This window comes from Streptomyces europaeiscabiei (genome assembly GCF_036346855.1).
GTDB classification, from domain to species: Bacteria; Actinomycetota; Actinomycetes; order Streptomycetales; family Streptomycetaceae; genus Streptomyces; species Streptomyces europaeiscabiei.
This window is the reverse complement of the sequence record NZ_CP107841.1, coordinates 601,616-617,268: the sequence shown is the minus strand read 5'-3', so window position 1 is coordinate 617,268 and position 15,653 is coordinate 601,616. Positions and strand designations below refer to the sequence as shown.

The 15,653-nt window shown below is 71.4% G+C and carries 15 protein-coding genes and 1 pseudogene; 8 read left to right on the top strand and 8 right to left on the bottom strand.

The features are described from left to right. Positions 1 to 46 precede the first annotated feature (46 nt). A complete protein-coding gene (locus OG858_RS02855; protein ID WP_319265300.1) occupies positions 47 to 511 on the bottom strand; it encodes a hypothetical protein in 465 nt (154 codons plus the stop codon). A 154-nt stretch (positions 512 to 665) separates the two neighbouring features. Next, on the bottom strand, positions 666 to 1,286 hold the full coding sequence (locus tag OG858_RS02850; protein ID WP_086753764.1) for a hypothetical protein: 621 nt from the start codon (positions 1,284 to 1,286) through the stop codon (positions 666 to 668). 245 nt (positions 1,287 to 1,531) lie between these two features. Here OG858_RS02850 and OG858_RS02845 point away from each other — a divergent pair, with 245 nt between their 5' ends. Next, positions 1,532 to 2,983 (top strand): helix-turn-helix domain-containing protein, encoded by a 1,452-nt coding sequence (locus OG858_RS02845; protein ID WP_328545168.1) that lies wholly within the window; start codon positions 1,532 to 1,534, stop codon positions 2,981 to 2,983. On the opposite strand, the gene OG858_RS02840 is transcribed toward OG858_RS02845, so the two are convergent. Next, on the bottom strand, positions 2,973 to 3,878 hold the full coding sequence (locus OG858_RS02840; protein ID WP_086752694.1) for a LysR family transcriptional regulator: 906 nt from the start codon (positions 3,876 to 3,878) through the stop codon (positions 2,973 to 2,975). The genes OG858_RS02845 and OG858_RS02840 overlap by 11 nt on opposite strands. Before the next feature lie 128 nt (positions 3,879 to 4,006). Between OG858_RS02840 and mgrA the strand changes: the two genes are divergently transcribed. Next, positions 4,007 to 5,005, top strand: coding sequence for an L-glyceraldehyde 3-phosphate reductase (mgrA, locus tag OG858_RS02835; protein ID WP_328545169.1), 999 nt, complete (start codon positions 4,007 to 4,009; stop codon positions 5,003 to 5,005). A gap of 28 nt (positions 5,006 to 5,033) precedes the next feature. On the opposite strand, the gene OG858_RS02830 is transcribed toward mgrA, so the two are convergent. Then, the gene (locus OG858_RS02830; protein WP_086752690.1) at positions 5,034 to 5,312 is read right to left on the bottom strand and encodes a DUF1905 domain-containing protein; all 279 of its coding nucleotides are present in this window, start codon (positions 5,310 to 5,312) and stop codon (positions 5,034 to 5,036) included. Between the two features lie 96 nt (positions 5,313 to 5,408). Continuing rightward, positions 5,409 to 5,804 carry a nuclear transport factor 2 family protein gene (locus OG858_RS02825; protein ID WP_319265292.1) on the bottom strand — a complete coding sequence of 132 codons (396 nt, stop codon included), beginning with the start codon at positions 5,802 to 5,804 and terminating at the stop codon, positions 5,409 to 5,411. A gap of 426 nt (positions 5,805 to 6,230) precedes the next feature. Between OG858_RS02825 and OG858_RS02820 the strand changes: the two genes are divergently transcribed. The 4 genes from OG858_RS02820 to OG858_RS02805 all read left to right on the top strand — a co-directional run bounded on the left by OG858_RS02820 (position 6,231) and on the right by OG858_RS02805 (position 10,714). Continuing rightward, the gene (locus OG858_RS02820) at positions 6,231 to 6,641 is read left to right on the top strand and encodes a hypothetical protein (RefSeq protein WP_086752688.1); all 411 of its coding nucleotides are present in this window, start codon (positions 6,231 to 6,233) and stop codon (positions 6,639 to 6,641) included. Between the two features lie 86 nt (positions 6,642 to 6,727). Next, the gene (locus tag OG858_RS02815) at positions 6,728 to 9,052 is read left to right on the top strand and encodes an FHA domain-containing protein (protein ID WP_328545170.1); all 2,325 of its coding nucleotides are present in this window, start codon (positions 6,728 to 6,730) and stop codon (positions 9,050 to 9,052) included. A 5-nt stretch (positions 9,053 to 9,057) separates the two neighbouring features. Then, positions 9,058 to 9,717, top strand: a complete 660-nt coding sequence (locus OG858_RS02810) for an SH3 domain-containing protein (RefSeq protein ID WP_319066187.1) — start codon at positions 9,058 to 9,060, stop codon at positions 9,715 to 9,717. After that, positions 9,710 to 10,714 carry a serine/threonine-protein kinase gene (locus OG858_RS02805; protein WP_086749587.1) on the top strand — a complete coding sequence of 335 codons (1,005 nt, stop codon included), beginning with the start codon at positions 9,710 to 9,712 and terminating at the stop codon, positions 10,712 to 10,714. Before OG858_RS02810 ends, OG858_RS02805 begins: the two co-directional genes overlap by 8 nt. Here the strand turns inward: OG858_RS02805 and OG858_RS02800 are convergent. Then, positions 10,686 to 11,150 carry an RpiB/LacA/LacB family sugar-phosphate isomerase gene (locus OG858_RS02800; protein WP_086749586.1) on the bottom strand — a complete coding sequence of 155 codons (465 nt, stop codon included), beginning with the start codon at positions 11,148 to 11,150 and terminating at the stop codon, positions 10,686 to 10,688. The two genes, OG858_RS02805 and OG858_RS02800, sit on opposite strands and share 29 nt — an antisense overlap. 31 nt (positions 11,151 to 11,181) lie before the next feature. Further along, the gene (locus OG858_RS02795; protein WP_086749585.1) at positions 11,182 to 11,637 is read right to left on the bottom strand and encodes a MarR family winged helix-turn-helix transcriptional regulator; all 456 of its coding nucleotides are present in this window, start codon (positions 11,635 to 11,637) and stop codon (positions 11,182 to 11,184) included. 193 nt (positions 11,638 to 11,830) lie between these two features. Between OG858_RS02795 and OG858_RS02790 the strand changes: the two genes are divergently transcribed. Beyond that, complete coding sequence (locus OG858_RS02790) at positions 11,831 to 13,294, top strand: MFS transporter (RefSeq protein WP_086749584.1); 1,464 nt, start codon at positions 11,831 to 11,833, stop codon at positions 13,292 to 13,294. A gap of 381 nt (positions 13,295 to 13,675) precedes the next feature. Here the strand turns inward: OG858_RS02790 and OG858_RS02785 are convergent, their stop codons facing one another. Continuing rightward, a complete protein-coding gene (locus OG858_RS02785; RefSeq protein WP_086749583.1) occupies positions 13,676 to 14,356 on the bottom strand; it encodes a hypothetical protein in 681 nt (226 codons plus the stop codon). 312 nt (positions 14,357 to 14,668) lie between these two features. Between OG858_RS02785 and OG858_RS02780 the strand changes: the two are divergent. Next, positions 14,669 to 15,621: pseudogene (locus tag OG858_RS02780) on the top strand (Dyp-type peroxidase). Positions 15,622 to 15,653: the final 32 nt, after the last annotated feature.

The following is a 15,653-nucleotide window of genomic DNA, read 5'->3' as shown; positions in this document are numbered from 1 at the left end:
ACCCCTTCGACGGACCACCCCCTCGACGCGCACCGCGAGGAGTCCGTCAGCTTCCGGCGGCGCCCTTCGTGCCGATGTGGAAGATCTTGAGGTCGCGGGTCATGTCCACGACCAGCTTGCTGGTCCTGCCGTCGCCCCAGGTGAAGGTGATGCCGGCCTCGGTGTAGTTCGCGGTGCCGTTGTCGGTGACCTTCCACTGGACGGGCACGTTCTGGGCGCGCAGAACACCGTCCGCGTGGTTCTTGGCCTCCCAGGCCTTGAGTTCCTTCCGCAGGGCGGGCGTCAGGTAGTACTTCCGCAGTTCCTCGGTGAGTTTGCCGCCGCCGTCCGGGTCGCTCTGGGCGTCGATGTAGGCGCCGTAGAAGTCGGCGATGCGGGTGATCGGGTCGGTCGGCTTGCCGGTGACGGTGCGCGGGGCGCCCGCGGACGCGGTGGCCGTCACACCGAGGCCTAGGGCCAGGGCGAGGCCCGCTGCCAGAGCGGTACGACGGGTGGTGCGCGTGCCGGTCATGTGTGTTCCCCGTTTTCTGGTCATGGTCGTGCTGTAGCTGTAGCTGTAGCTGTAGCTGTAACTGGTGTCGTGGTCTCAGTGGTGCGGGGCCGCCCGCCCGGCCCCCCTCGGCCTGTGCGGGCGGGCGGCCCCGGCTTCTCGCGGTGGTCCGCGGTCAGTGGAGCTTGTTGACGGCGGTGGTCGTCGTCTTCTTGAAGGCCTTGACCGGCGCGTCCTTGAAGCCGCCCATCTGTCCCCAGTCCACGACGGTGACGGTCCGGCCGTCCCGGCCCACCGACAGGAGCCGGATGTCCATGGCCCCCCAGGACGCGACGGTGGCCACACCGTGGACGCGGGCGCCCTCCTCGACGGGCAGCGTCCCGAAGTCCCGGTACTCGGCCTTGACGTCCGGGTCGGAGGACTCGCTCACGCAGTCCCGGAAGTCCTTGTTCAGCCGGGTGGCGAGAGCCTTGGCCTTGCTGTTGCTGCCGGCGACGACGATGAGCTGGTTGGCGCCGGTCTCCAGGTCGGTGCGGAAGGAGCGGTGCCGGGCGTCGTAGGCCAGGAGCGCGTCGCCCAGGCAGTACTGGAACACCTCCGGGACGCCGTCCTCGATCCTGCCCGCCGTCCAGGAGGACGTGGGGTGCGGCGGGAGCTGGGACGCCGACAGGAACTTCGGTGCGCTGCTCGCCTTCGCGGCGGCCGCCGGTACGGCGCCGGCGGCGAGTGCGGAGCCCGCGGTGAGACCGGCGACGACGAGTGCGGTGAGCACGTTTGCTCGGGTGCGCTTGGGCATGGGTGTCCCCCGTGAACGAGTACCCGATCGGGTACGTGGATGAGTGCGTGGTGCATCTGCGCCACCGACGCCGGATGGTCAGTCCGGCCCTGGTCGGTGCGACACCAAGAGCATCAGCCGTCGCCGGGGGTGGGCGCAACGCCCGACGCCAGATCCGCGACCATGGAACCATCCCAGCCCTTCTGACGTGCACATATATGAAGCGCCTGGGATGCCGTCCCGGGACAGGAGGACACGGGGGAACAGTGTCGGCAGCCCGGGACGACGTCCAGGAATTCGCGGCGTCGCTCACGCGTATCAAGGAACGCACGGACCGCAGCTACGGGCAGCTGGCCCGGCGTCTCAACATGAACACCTCCACGCTGCACCGGTACTGCGCGGGGGACACCGTCCCCCTCGACTTCGCGCCCGTCGAGCGCTTCGCCGCGCTCTGCGGGGCGACGGGGGAGGAGCGGCTGGAACTCCACCGGCTGTGGCTGTTGGCGGTGGCGGCACGGCAGCGGGCACGTACGCCTGGGGCAGGGTCCGGTGATGCGGGGTCCGGTTCGTCGACGCCGACGGAATCGGCCCAGCCGGCCGAACCTGTCCTGTCGGTCCAACCTGCCGGGTCGGCGGGTCCCTGCGAACCGGTCGAGCCCACCGGGCTGGTCGATTCCGTCGGGCCGGCCGATCCCGCCGATCCCGCCGAGCCAGGCCGGTCGTCGGCCCAGGAGCCGCCCCTCACGAAACCGACCCGACCGGACGTCCTCTCGGCCCCGCTCCCGCCCCGGCGCCCCTGGAACCGCCGTCGGCGCGCCCTCGTCGGTGCGGCGGTCACCGCGGTGCTCCTCGCCATCCTGGGCACCCTCGCCGCCCTGCCGTCCGGCCGTCCCCCGGCGGACGGCGCACAGGGCGGCGACCCGGCACCCTCCCGCACGATGGCAGGAGCCCAGCGCCCGTCGATCGCACCCACGAGCCCGTCCCCCTCGCCGGACACCACGAAGAGCCCTCCGGGCACTCCCTCACCCACGCCCACGAAGCCCGGAAGCACCCCCACGAAGAACGACGACACCGAGGAGCGGCGGCCCCCGGCCACCGGGGTGCCCCTCACCTGGACGGCGAACTCCCAGCTGTGGAAGCTGGGCTGTGGCCACGACTACGTCATCGCCAAGCCGCCGAAGAAGGTGCCCCCGCCGCCGGCGCCGCAGGACGCGGGCGCCTGGGCCGCGACGCAGCAGGCCGTGCACGGGCGGAACACGATCGTGGAGATCACGGTGCAGGGGCGGACGTCCGCGGCCGTCGTCCTGACGGCGTTGCGGGTGCGCGTCGTCGGACGCACGGCTCCCGCCGAGGGCAACGCCTACGCGATGGACCAGGGCTGCGGAGGACGTGTCAGCCCCCGGTACTTCGACGTCGACCTGGACAAGAACCGGCCGATCGCCCGCCCGGTCGACGGCGCCGACCTGGACGTACCGCTCCCCGCCGTGCGTTTTCCGTACAGTGTGTCGGCCGAGGACTCGGAGGTCCTGACGGTCAGCGCGCAGACCGAGACCTGTGACTGCCTCTGGTACCTGGAGCTGGAGTGGTCCTCCGAGGGCCGAACCGGCACGGTCCGGATCGACGACAACGGCCGCCCGTTCCGCACGACCGGGATCAAGGGACTGCCGCGCTACACGTACGACACCGGGCAGCACCAGTGGGCGCCCCTCACGGATTGACCTCACGACACTCGACCGAGGCATCGAGGAGTTCCATCAGGGCGCGCGCCGCCGGACTCGTCGCCTGCGGGGGCGGCAGCAGGGCGACCGTCTCGTACACCGTCTCGCCGGTGCCCTTGACGGCGAGGGCGGTGAGGGAGTCGCGCTTGTGCCGGTAATGGCGCGGGACGACGGCGATGCCGAGGTTCTCGTCGACGAGTTCGAGGAGGCTGTGTACGTCGTTGACCTCCAGGGCGACGGCCCGGCGGACGCCCGCGGCGGCGAAGACCGCGTCGGTGGTGCGGCGCGGGCCCCAGTCCGGGTGGAAGTCGACGAAGACCTCGCCGCCCAGTTCCTCCGGGGTCACGGCGGCGCCGGCGGCCGCGAGGCGGTGGCTGGGGTGGCACAGGACGGTCATCGGTTCGCTGGACAGCGGTACGACACGCAGCTGGTCGGTGTCCTCCTGAGCCGTCCGCACGGCGAACGCCAGATCGAGCCGCCCGCTCGCGACCTCCTCCGCGAGCGCGCCCGAGCCGGCCTGCCGCAGACAGATCTCCACATCCGGATGGAGGCGCCGGAACGCGGCGAGCAGCCCCGCCACATGCAGCCCGGCCACGCACTGTTCCGATCCGAGCGCGAGCATGCCGCGCAGCACACCCTGCACCGCGGCCACCGCCTCACGGGCGGACCGCACCTGCGCCAGGATCCGCTCCGCCTCGGTCAGCAGCGCCCGCCCGGCCGGTGTGAGCGTCACCCTGCGGGTCGTCCGCACGAACAGCGGCGTCCGCAACTCGCGCTCCAGGGCCCGTACGGAGGCGGACAGACCCGACTGGGAGACCAGCAACCGTTCGGCGGCCCGGGTGAAGTGCTCCTCCTCGGCGACCGCGACGAAGTGCTGGAGATGGCGGAGTTCCATGACTGAGAAGCGTAGGCGCTGAATCCCATCGGATTCTTCTGTTGGACCAATGCCCCCAGGTCGCGAAAGAGTGGACACCGGTTCTCGGGGACTTTCGGTCCCACCGTGCCAACCCCTCTGGAGTCGCGTTGTACACCGCACACCCCGACCGCTACGCGGACATGCCCTACCGGCGCACCGGACGCAGCGGTCTGAAACTTCCCGCGCTCTCGCTCGGCCTGTGGCACAACTTCGGCCCCGACCGGTCCGTCGAGACGCAGCGCGCGATCCTGCGCCGCGCCTTCGACCTGGGCGTCACCCACTTCGACCTGGCCAACAACTACGGCCCGCCGCCCGGCTCCGCCGAGTCCGCTCTCGGCGAGGCCCTGAAGGCCGACTTCGCCCCGTACCGGGACGAGCTGGCCATCTCCACCAAGGCGGGCTATCTGATGTGGCCCGGCCCGTACGGCGAGTGGGGCTCCCGCAAGTACGTGCTCTCCTCGCTGGACCAGAGCCTGAAGCGCATGGGCCTGGACTACGTCGACATCTTCTACTCGCACCGCCCCGACCCTGAGACTCCGCTGGAGGAGACGATGGGCGCGCTGCACTCGGCGGTCCGGCAGGGCAAGGCGCTGTACGTCGGCGTCTCCAACTACTCCGCCGAGCAGACCCGTGAGGCCGCCCGCATCCTGGGCGAGCTGGGCACCCCGCTCCTCATCCACCAGCCGCGCTACTCGATGCTCGACAGGCGTCCCGAGAGCGAGGGTCTGCTCGACGCCCTCGACGAGCTGCAGGTCGGCTCCATCGTCTTCTCCCCGCTGGAGCAGGGCCTGCTGACCTCCCGCTACCTCGACGGCATCCCGGAAGGCTCCCGCGCGGCGAGCGACAGCCCGTTCCTGAAGTCCGACGCCGTCACCGAGGACCTGGTGGGCAGGCTGCGCGCGCTGGACGAGGTCGCCAAGTCCCGCGGCCAGACCCTGGCCCAGCTCGCCCTGGCCTGGACGCTGCGCGGCGGCCGGGTCACCTCCGCCCTCGTCGGCGCGAGCAGCGCCCGGCAGATCGAGGACAGCGTCGGCGCCATCGCCAACCTCGACTTCGAGGCGGACGAACTGGCCCGCATCGACGCGATCATCGAGGGCAAGAGCTGACGGCCGGCCTCCCCGGCCGGTCCACCGTCTAGCCCTCGATGCGCTCCTCCAGCCGTACGGTCACCGACTCGCCCGCCTCCTTGCCGATCGCCTTGCGCACATCCGCCTTGACGGGCAGTTTGTGGGTGCCGTCGCCCAGGGCCATGAAGGAGCTGCGGAAGGGGTGGCCGTCGATGGTGCCGCGGACCTTGACCAGGCCACGGGTGCCGAAGAAGGCGGCGGACCCGGGCCACACGAGGTAGGTCCAGCCGCCTTCGGCGGGGCTCTTGCGCAGCTCCGCCGTGAACTGCTCGTCGAGCGTGCTCATGATGTCGTCCTCCGCTTCCGATGGTCCCCCACGAACAAGAGACCACCGGAGGCGGAAGAACTCATCGCCGAACGGCGGGGCGGCCGGACGCCCCGGTCAGGCCGCCGGCGACGGCACCCGGTCCAGGAAGCCGTACACGCTCCGGATACGGCCCTCGCCGTCGAGCGTGATCACGTCGAACCCGGCGACCGGCGCACCGCCGCCCGCCTCGTCCACCAGCTCCCAGCCGAAGCGGGCGGTGTCGTGATGTCCGTCCACGGCCGTGACCAGGTGGAAGGAGAGGCCGGGGAACTGTTTCCGGGCCGCGGTGATCAGGGCGGCGATCTCCCCGTGCCCGCGCACGTCGGCCAGTGGATCGGTGTAACCGCCGTCGGCGGCCCAGGCGGCGGCGACCGCCCCGGCCAGTTCCTCCTCACCGCCCGCGTTCCAGGCCTCGAAGTAGCGGGCGACGGCGGTCTCGTACCGGTCTCGGCGGTCTTGAATCGCGGGCATGATCGTTGAACCCTCCATCGAGGACGTACGTATGGGACGGGGACCGGGTCCGGAGCCGTCCGCGGCCTCCTCGTGATCCGGCACCGCACACGATGCCCGGACGTCCCGGAGGGCGTCGATTACCTCGGAGGTCATACCGAGGAAGGCCCGGTCGGAGGGCCCTGCGCATCGTTTCGGCCAATCGCGCTCTCGCATATGCCAGGAGACTGGCTGAATTGGCATGGTGGCAGAGCGTCAGGAGTGTCGATACTCGACTGACAGGGCGATTGAGCCATGAACGAACGCGCACCCGTGCGCGATCGTCATGTCACTGTGCGTGACGCTCGGATCGCCGGATGTGCATGACCGGCAAATCTGTGAGGCGAGAGCAAGTCCGCGCGGCGAGTGGGGCCGGGCGGGTCGGCGGTGCGATCGGGGGAGCGAAGCGTGCACGACGAATTCCTGTGCCATGTCACCGCGTACGGATGGTGCGACGGCCGGCGCGTCGGCGTGCCTCTCGGGACCTATCGTGCCCCCACGTTGGCGCTGGCGCTGTGGTGGATGCGCGACCGCGCGTTATGGATCGCCGAGCGCCTCGACCCGCGACCCGAGAACCCCAACTTCCCGTCGAACGCGGTCGTTCCGGTCGCCGACACCGTACCGGACGTGCCGAGCCTGCTGCGTGCCTGGTCCACCGACGACGCCCAACAGGGGCTGGTGGCCGACGAGTTGGCCGCCGGGAACCTGGTCCGGATCGCCACCAACGACGACACCACGGAGTACGAGCTGCTCGCGGAGTCCGTGGACGCCATGCGCATGCAGCGCGTCGCCCAGCGGATCGCCGCTCCCGCCGCCTGACCCCGAGGGGGCGCGAGAGCAGTGGTTCGCAGGCCCTCGCCGAGACGGTCAGGCGCATATCGGTACCAATCGGTAGAATTTCCTCCATGGCAGAGCGGTCCATCGCACCGACCGCGCCCGAACTCGTGCTGGAAACCGAGTCGGGCTCCACGGTGATGACCCCGAGCCACGCGTATCACGTGGGGCGCGACCCGCTCAGCGAGATCGTCCTCGACGACGACCGGGTCTCGTGGCACCACGCGGTGCTGCGGGCCGAGACCGGCCACTGGACGATCGAGGACGAGAACAGCACCAACGGCACGTACGCCGACGGCCACCGCGTCCACGAGTGGGACGTCGGCCCCGGCACGGTCATCCACTTCGGGAGCCTTCCCGACGGCCCCCGGGCAGTGCTCACCGGCTTCACCCCCGAGCGCCCCTCCGGCATCCTCCGCCCCGCCTCCACCGGCACCTTCCGGCAGCCCACGAGCGTCCGCCCGCTGCCCGAGCGGACCGTCCGCATCGGCCGCGCCGCCGACAACGACCTGGTCATCGACGACCTCGTCGTCTCCCGCAGGCACGCGGAGCTGCGCGCACGGTCGGGGGGCACGTACGAGATCGTCGACCTCGGCAGTCACAACGGCACCTTCCTCAACGGCACGCCGGTCGACCAGGCCTTGGTCACTGCCGGTGACATCGTGGGCATCGGGCACTCCGCGTTCTGCCTGGTCGGCGACGAACTCCAGGAGTACGTCGACACCGGCGAGGTCTCCCTCGATGTCCAGGAACTCACCGTCGCCGTCGACCGAGGCCGGAAGACGCTTCTCGACAAGGTCTCGTTTCCGGTCGGCGAGAAATGCCTTCTCGCCGTCGTCGGCCCGAGCGGTGCCGGCAAGTCCACCCTCCTGAACGCCCTGACCGGGCAGCGCCCCGCCGACAGCGGCACGGTCCTCTACGACGGCCGCGACCTGTACCGCGACTATGCCGAACTCCGCCAGCGCATCGGCCTGGTCCCGCAGGACGACATCCTGCATGCCCAGCTGACCGTCCGCAGGGCCCTCTCCTACGCCGCCGAACTCCGCTTCCCGCAGGACACCGCGAAGGCCGAGCGGCAGGCCCGGGTCGACGAGGTGATCCGCGAACTGGGCCTCGAACAGCGCGCCGGGCAGCCCATCCACAGCCTCTCCGGCGGCCAGCGCAAGCGGGTCAGCGTAGCCCTGGAGCTGCTGACGAAGCCCTCTCTGCTGTTCCTGGACGAACCGACCTCCGGCCTCGACCCGGGCATGGACCGCTCGGTGATGCACATGCTGCGTGGCCTCGCCGACGACGGCCGCACGGTCATCGTCGTCACCCACAGCGTCCTCAGCCTCGATGTCTGCGACCGCCTCCTCGTCCTCGCGCCCGGCGGCAAGGTCGCCTACTACGGCCCGCCGGACGACACCCTCGCCTTCTTCGGCTTCGAGCAGTGGCCGGAGGCTTTCGAGGCCTTCGAACGGGATCAGGAGCGGGACTGGGCGGGGGAGTACCGCGACTCGCCCTTCCAGCGCCAGTACGTCACCGCCTCCATGGGGCAGCCGTATCTGCCCGGCCCGGAGCCGGCCGCCGTGGCACCGCCGCCCAAGCCGCAGAGCTGGGGCGCCCAACTGGGCACGCTGGTGCGCCGGTACGCGGCCGCGCTCGGCGCCGACCGTACCTTCCTCGCCATCATGATCGCGCTGCCGTTCGTGATGGGCGCGATGGCGAGGGCGCTCGCGGGGAGCACGCTGGACCGGGAGACCGCCATGAACGCGCTGCTCATCCTGTGTGTGGGCGGGGTGCTGACGGGCGCGGCGAACGCCGTGCGCGAACTGGTCAAGGAACGCGTCATCTACCAGCGCGAACGGGCCGTGGGCCTGTCCAGATCCGCGTACCTGATGTCCAAGGTCGTCGTCCTCGGTACCGTCACCGTCCTCCAGGCGGTCGTCCTCACCCTGGTCGCCCTGCTCGGCGTCGACCTCAACGCCCCGAACGGCGAAGGGGTGCTGATGCCACCCCTGGTCGAGATCACGGTCGCCGTGGCGTTCCTCGCGTTCACCGCGATGATGCTCGGCCTCGTCGTCTCCGCACTGGTCCGCAAGGAGGAGGTCACCATGCCGCTGCTGGTGCTCCTCGCGATCGTCCAGGTCGTGTTCTGCGGCGCCCTGCTGGACGTGAAGGGCACGATCGTCCTCGAACAACTGGCCTGGCTGGTGCCGTCGCGGTGGGCGTTCGCCGCGATGGCCGGCACGATCGACCTCGAACGGATCGTCCCCGACACGACGGACCCGCTGTTCGAGCACTCGGCCGGAGTGTGGCTGCTCGACATGGGGATGCTCGTCGTCCTGTCGCTGCTCTGCGGCTGGCTCGTCGTCCGGCTGCTGCGCCGCCGCGAACCCGCGGTGATGCGGAAGTAGCCGCGATGACGACCCCCGGCTTCCTCCCCAGCCATGTCGTCCCGCCGGGCGGACTGCCCGCCTGGGAGGCCCCCGACCCGTCGTACCCCACCGTGGCCCTCGACGCGCTGCTGCCCGTCCAGCTCCTGGAGCGGCGCGGCGACTGGGGCCGAGTCCTGTGCGCCAACGGCTGGTCCGCCTGGATCGACGGCCGCCTCCTCGTCGCCGTACCCCAGGACCCGCCCGCCGCCGGCGCGGACGCCACCCGCACGGCCGACCCGCGCCCCCTGCTGGCCCGGGTCGAGGAGGCCCTGACGCGCTACCGCACCGAGGCGGAGGCGCTGGCCGCCGGGCATCGCGACGGGGAGTCCTTCCATGAGCGTACGAAGGGGCTGCGGATCGGTGTGGTCGTCGACGGCGAGTCGCTGTGGTTGTTCGACGCCGCGCATGAGCGGTGGGTGTACTGCGACGGGGCACGGCTGAGCACGTTCGCGGTGGGGGACAAGCCGCGGGAGACCCCGGCCGCCCCGCGCTCCCCGGCCCCGGCCCCGGAGCCGACCCGTGTCGTGGGGGAACCCGAACACGGACCGGGGGATCACGGGCCGGCCGAGCGACGACCGGCGGATCACGGGTCCGCCGATCACGAACCCACACGCCTGGTCCCGCCGGTGACCCGCGATGAGTGAGACACAGCCGTACGCGGGGCGCCCCTCCGAGCTGGTCGGACGGCAGATCGCGAGCTATCGCATCGAACGCGAGATCGGCCGGGGCGGTATGGCCGTCGTCTACCAGGCGCTGGACCTGCGCCTGGAACGGACGGTCGCGCTGAAGCTGCTCGCCCCGGAACTGGCCCGCAACGACACGTTCCGGCGCCGCTTCACACACGAGTCACGGGTGGCCGCCGCGATCGACCATCCGCACATCGTGCCGGTCTTCGAGGCGGGTGAGACGGACGGTGTCCTCTACATCGCCATGCGGTACGTCGCCGGCAGCGATCTGCGGCATCTCCTGGACCGGGAGGGCCCGTTGCCGATCACGACCGCCACCCGGATCGCCGCCCAGGTCGCCTCAGCGCTCGACGCGGCCCACGACCACGGCCTGGTGCACCGGGACGTGAAGCCCGGCAACATCCTGGTCGCGCAGGGCACCGACAGCGACCACCCCGAGCACGTCTATCTCACCGACTTCGGCCTGACAAAGAAGTCACTGTCCCTGACGGGGTTCACCAGCGTCGGCCAGTTCGTGGGGACGCTCGACTACGTGGCGCCGGAGCAGATCTCGGGCAAGCCCGTCGACGGCCGCTGCGACGTCTACAGCCTCGCCTGTGTCGTCCACGAGACACTCGCCGGCCGGCCGCCCTTCCAACGGGACGACGACATGGCCCTGTTGTGGGCCCACCAGTACGACGAGCCGCCTCCGCTGACCGGCGGGCGCCCCGATCTGCCCCCGGCCGTGGACGGGGTGCTGGCGACGGCGCTGGCCAAGTCCCCGGACGACCGGTACGACTCCTGCCTGTCCTTCGTCGCGGCGCTCAGGGCCGTCAACACCACGCGCGGCTCCCCGCCGGGGCACGCGCCGACCCGGACCGTCGCGCCGAAGGCGTCAGGACCGCCCGAAGCCCCGCCGGAACCACCGGCATGGGCCGGGCCCGTCTTCATCCGGCCCGGCCGGTACCCCGACTGACGTCGAGCCGGTCCACGTGGGCCACGTTCTCCCGGTCGTCGGCGTCCTGGCCGGCCTCGGCGGCGAACCAGGCGTCGAGGATCTCCTTCAGCAGCGGCTCGGAGGTCAGCCGCAGCCCGATCGCCAGGACGTTGGCGTCGTTCCAGCGGCGGGCGCCGTCGGCCGTGTACGCGTCCGTGCACAGGGCGGCCCGTACCCCGGGCACCTTGTTCGCGGCGATCGACGCGCCGGTACCCGTCCAGCAGCACACGACGGCCTGGTCCGACACCCCGGAGGCGACCTCGCGCGCCGCCGCCTCCGAGCAGACCGCCCACCGGGGGTCGTCCCCGGTGCGCAGCGCGCCATGGGTCAGTACTTCGTGGCCCCGGCCGCGCAACTCCGCGAGGAGGAAGCGGGCGACGGGCTCGTCCATGTCCGAGGAGACGGAGATCCGCATGCCCCGAGGCTACCCGGCCCTCAGCCCCCGGCTACGGGCGCGGCCACGTCGTGCCGTGCAGCCGCTCGATGCTCGTGTTGAAGCGCTCCAGGTAGTCGGCGAACCCGGCGATGTCGTCCTCGGACCAGCCTTCCAGCACCAGGGCGAGGCTGCGGACGTTGCCCTCCCGCTCCTCGTCCAGCCGGCGCTCGCCCTCCTCGGTGATACGGAACTTGCGCGCCACGCCGCCCTCCGGGTCGAGGATGTGCTCGACCAGCCCGGCCCGCAGGGTGGCGGCGGTCTGCCGGCGCAGGGTGGAGGCGTCGAGGCCGAAGGCGTCGCTCAGCTCGCTGATGGACATCGGCCCCTCGACACGGATGCGGCTGAGGAGGATGTACGCGCTGCGCTCCAGCGTGGAGTCCTTGCGGCGCCCCTTGCTCTGGCTCAGATGCTGGTACCGCCCGAGCAGCATGTTCTCGTACTCGACCCGGCGCGTCGGCTCTTCCACTTGGTCGTCTACCTCCTGGTTGCGGATACCGGCAGGGCGATCCTTCCATCCCGGCGTGCAGCCCCCGCCGGGTCAGGCGACGTACCCGTGATGTGCATCGTGCATGAGGCGTGTGCCATGCACGGTGCAGGTATGCTGCATGCCAGGTGCATGACGTATGCCCCGCCACCGGTACATCGCACGGAGGAACCCCTTGACGGCCAACCCCCCGCCCGCCACCCGACCGGGTGGTGTCATCGCGACGCTGGCGCTCGCCGGCATCGTCGCCGCGATCATGCAGACACTGGTCACACCACTGCTCACCGAGCTGCCCACGATCCTCGACACCAGCGCTGCCAACGCCTCCTGGGTGATCACCGCGACCCTGCTGACGGGAGCGGTCTTCGGCCCGGTCGGCGGACGCCTCGGCGACCTGTACGGCAAGCGCCGCATGCTTCTGGTCTGCTGTGCCCCGCTGATCATCGGCTCGGTGGTGTGCGCGCTGTCCTCGACCGTCGTACCGATGATCGTGGGCCGGGGGCTGCAGGGCATCGGCATGGGCGTGGTCCCGCTCGGCATCAGCCTGCTGCGTGACGTCATCGCGCCGGAGAAGCTCAGCGGCTCGATCGCCCTGGTCAGCGCATCCCTGGGGATCGGCGCCGGCCTCGGCCTGCCGGTCGCCGCCGCGGTCGCCCAGTACGCCAGCTGGCGGGTGCTGTTCTGGGGCGCCGCGGGCCTGGCCGTCGCGGTCACCACCATGATCTGGTTCCTCGTCCCCGAGACCCCCGCCGGGGCCAGGGGGCAGCGCTTCGACTTCGTCGGCGCCTTCGCCCTCGGCGGCGGTGTGGTGTGCCTGCTGCTCGCCGTGTCCAAGGGCGCGGACTGGGGCTGGGGGTCCGTGACCACGCTCGGCCTGTTCGCAGGTGCCGCCGCCCTCCTGCTGTCCTGGGGCTTCTGGGAGCTGCGCACCCGCGAGCCGCTGGTCGACCTGCGCACCACCGCCCACCCGCGCGTGCTGCTCACCAACGTCGCCTCGGTCCTCGTCGGCTTCGGCATGTACGCGCAGTCGCTGATCACTCCGCAGCTCCTGAGGTTGCCTGAGGCCACCGGATACGGTCTGGGCCAGTCGATGCTGGCCATGGCGCTGTGGATGGCCCCGGCCGGGCTCATGATGATGGTGCTCTCGCCGCTCGGCGGAAAGCTCACCAATGCCCGCGGTCCCAAGTTCACGCTGGTCACCGGCTCCCTGGTGATCGGCACCGGCTACGGCCTCGCGCTCGTGCTGATGGGCTCCACCTGGGGTCTGCTGATCGTCTCCCTCGTCGTCAGCTCCGGCGTCGGCCTCGCCTACGGCGCCATGCCCGCGCTGATCATGAGCGCGGTGCCGCTGTCCGAGACGGCCTCCGCCAACAGCTTCAACACGCTGATGCGGGCTCTGGGAACCTCCGCCGCCGCCGCCGTGGTCGGCGTGGTCCTCGCCCAGATGACCACCACGCTCGGCGGCTTCAGCCTGCCCTCGGAGGACGGCTTCCGAACCGGCCTGATGATCGGCTGCGGCGCCGCGCTGGTCGCCGCCGCGGTCGCCGTGTTCATCCCCGCCGCCCGGGTCGCCGCCTCCGAGTCCGGCCCCGAGGAGCAGGAGCCGAACACGGTGGAGGCACCGGCCTCCGCCGCGTAACAGCACGTGGAAGACTGTGCCGGCCTTCATGGCCGGCAGTTCCGGCCTGGGAGGGTGGACAGGGCGGGGCGGGACGAGGCGTCGGCTTTGCGGCAGGCCCGTTGCCGGACCGCTGTCCACCGGAGATGGCCGGGCGGGGTGACCGTCGCCTCCGCGAACAGCGCGACGGCCGTGGCCGTGGCCGTGTCCGGTCGGCCAGGGGACCGGACGAGCGCCGTCGCCCGCAACGCCCGCGCCGACGTGACCGTGCCGTCGGCACCGAGGGCGCCGGCCGGGCTCTCGGCCTTCCGGCCGGCTGCTCGGAGGCGCCCGGCTGCTCGGAGGCGCCCGGCTGGTAATCCGTCCGAGTCGTCGGGGTTCGGTCACCGGCCGGGCCGGTGCCTACGGCGAGGCGGGGGGATCCAGGGACCGGACGGTGATGGACCAGGGTCCGTCCGAGCGGGCGTAGATGAGGCAGGGGCCGGTGAGGGGGGCTTCGCCGTGCCAGGGGCCGACGTGGTTGGCCAACTCGTCGAGGAAACCGGTGGCGTCCGGTTCGAAGGTGTCGACGAGGAAGTAGCCACCGTCGTCGGCCCGCGGATCGCCCTCGTACCGGAGGGTCGCGATCCCGGGGCCGCCCGTGTGGCGCAGCACGTCCGAGGCGGGACGCCGGGTGTGACCCTCGCAGGCGAGCGCGCTCGACACGGGGCTCACGTCGACCGTCCACGGTCCGTCCGCCTGTATCCGCAGGGCCCGGACCGGCCGGTCGTCGGCGTTCACCAGGGCACGGCACGAGAAAGGGCCGTCGGTGTAGACGAGTTGGCTCTGGGAGTGCAGCCGCCCGTCCAGGGCGTCCACGACGAAGTGCCCGGTCCCCGTGTGCGTGATGTCGAGGATGACCGGACCCGTCCCGGTGGTCAGCTGGGTGACCCTGTCGTCGTCGCCGCCGATCCGCTGGAGCGCCGGGTCGCCCGCGGTGAGCAGCGGGGGTGCCGTCCGAGGTGGTTCGTCGCTTTTGCCGACCCCGGACAGCGGCACCACAACGGCCCGTTGTTTCGCCCGGTCGCGCTGAAACCACTTCATCGAGTGCCCCCCTGATGACGTCTGCGGACAGTATTGGGCGTCACGGTCGCCGCGTATACAACGAGGACCGCACTTCCGTAACCGCCTTTGTGACCTGCGAGGTTGTGTCGTTCATCATTGTTTGCGGGGCAGTGGGGACCGGCGGGCATCGTCCTCGTCCCGACCGGGCATGGTGAGGAGGGCGGAACGCGCCCGGGGCATGCGGCACGCGACGACGGAGTCGCGGTGTCGGCGGCGCCGGGACCGCCCGTGCCGTCCTGAGTGAATGTGGTCCACGCGTGGTGCGCACGTGTGGCGCGTGAAAGGGGAGCCATGGCGCTGCCGGTCGTGTCCGAGGACGTTCTGCCGCAGCCGATGCTGAGCCCGCTGACATCAGCCGCGGTCTTTCTGGTGGTCACCGTCGCCCCCGGCGGCGAGTCGACGGCCCGCGGGGTGCTGGCCGGACTCGCCGGGCTGGAGAGGTCGGTGGGCTTCTCCACCCCCGAGGGCGCCCTCGGCTGCGTGGCCGGGATCGGTGCGCAGGCCTGGGACCGGCTCTTCGGCTCCCCCCCCGGCCGGCCGCCCTGCACCCCTTCCTGGAACTGGAAGGACCCCGGCACCGCGCCGTGTCCACGCCGGGCGACCTGCTCTTCCACATCCGGGCGACGCGGGTGGACCTGTGCTTCGCGCTGGCCGCCGAGATCATGCGGCAACTGCGCGGCGCGGCCGGCCTGGAGGACGAGGTCCAGGCCTTCGCGTACTTCGACTCGCGCAACCTCCTCGGCTTCGTCGACGGCACGGAGAACCCGGTCGGACGCGTCGCCGCCGAGGCGGTGCTCGTCGGTGACGAGGACCCCGACTTCCGCGGTGGCAGCTATGTGCTCGTGCAGAAGTACCTGCACGACGTGGAGGCCTGGGAGAAACTCCCCGTCGAGGCGCAGGAGAAGGTCATCGGCCGGACCAAGCTGACCAACCTGGAGCTGGACGTGGAGGGTTCGCACGTCGACGTCAACACCCTCGTCGGCCCGGACGGCACCGAGCAGCGCATCCTGCGCGCCGCCATGCCCTTCGGCAGGCCCGGACAGGGCGAGTTCGGGACGTACTTCATCGCCTACGCCCGCGACCCCGAGGTCCCCGAGGCCATGCTGCGGAAGATGTTCATGGGTGAACCGCCGACCGGCCACGACCCGATCCTGGACTTCTCCCGGGCCGTGACCGGGACCATGTTCTTCGTGCCCTCGGCGGACTTCCTCCGCACGATCCCGGCCCGCCGCCCACCGAAGTGAGTTGGTGACCGCCGCCGGACGGGCGGCCCCCG

What these genes read in the sequence shown, in the direction of transcription:
- OG858_RS02855 (WP_319265300.1), bottom strand. Translation starts at nt 511, where the DNA reads ATGACCGGCACGCGCACCACCCGTCGTACCGCTCTGGCAGCGGGCCTC.
- OG858_RS02850 (WP_086753764.1), bottom strand. Translation starts at nt 1,286, where the DNA reads ATGCCCAAGCGCACCCGAGCAAACGTGCTCACCGCACTCGTCGTCGCC.
- OG858_RS02840 (WP_086752694.1), bottom strand. Translation starts at nt 3,878, where the DNA reads ATGGAACTCCGCCATCTCCAGCACTTCGTCGCGGTCGCCGAGGAGGAG.
- OG858_RS02830 (WP_086752690.1), bottom strand. Translation starts at nt 5,312, where the DNA reads ATGAGCACGCTCGACGAGCAGTTCACGGCGGAGCTGCGCAAGAGCCCC.
- OG858_RS02825 (WP_319265292.1), bottom strand. Translation starts at nt 5,804, where the DNA reads ATGCCCGCGATTCAAGACCGCCGAGACCGGTACGAGACCGCCGTCGCC.
- OG858_RS02815 (WP_328545170.1), top strand. Translation starts at nt 6,728, where the DNA reads ATGGCAGAGCGGTCCATCGCACCGACCGCGCCCGAACTCGTGCTGGAA.
- OG858_RS02810 (WP_319066187.1), top strand. Translation starts at nt 9,058, where the DNA reads ATGACGACCCCCGGCTTCCTCCCCAGCCATGTCGTCCCGCCGGGCGGA.
- OG858_RS02805 (WP_086749587.1), top strand. Translation starts at nt 9,710, where the DNA reads ATGAGTGAGACACAGCCGTACGCGGGGCGCCCCTCCGAGCTGGTCGGA.
- OG858_RS02800 (WP_086749586.1), bottom strand. Translation starts at nt 11,150, where the DNA reads ATGCGGATCTCCGTCTCCTCGGACATGGACGAGCCCGTCGCCCGCTTC.
- OG858_RS02785 (WP_086749583.1), bottom strand. Translation starts at nt 14,356, where the DNA reads ATGAAGTGGTTTCAGCGCGACCGGGCGAAACAACGGGCCGTTGTGGTG.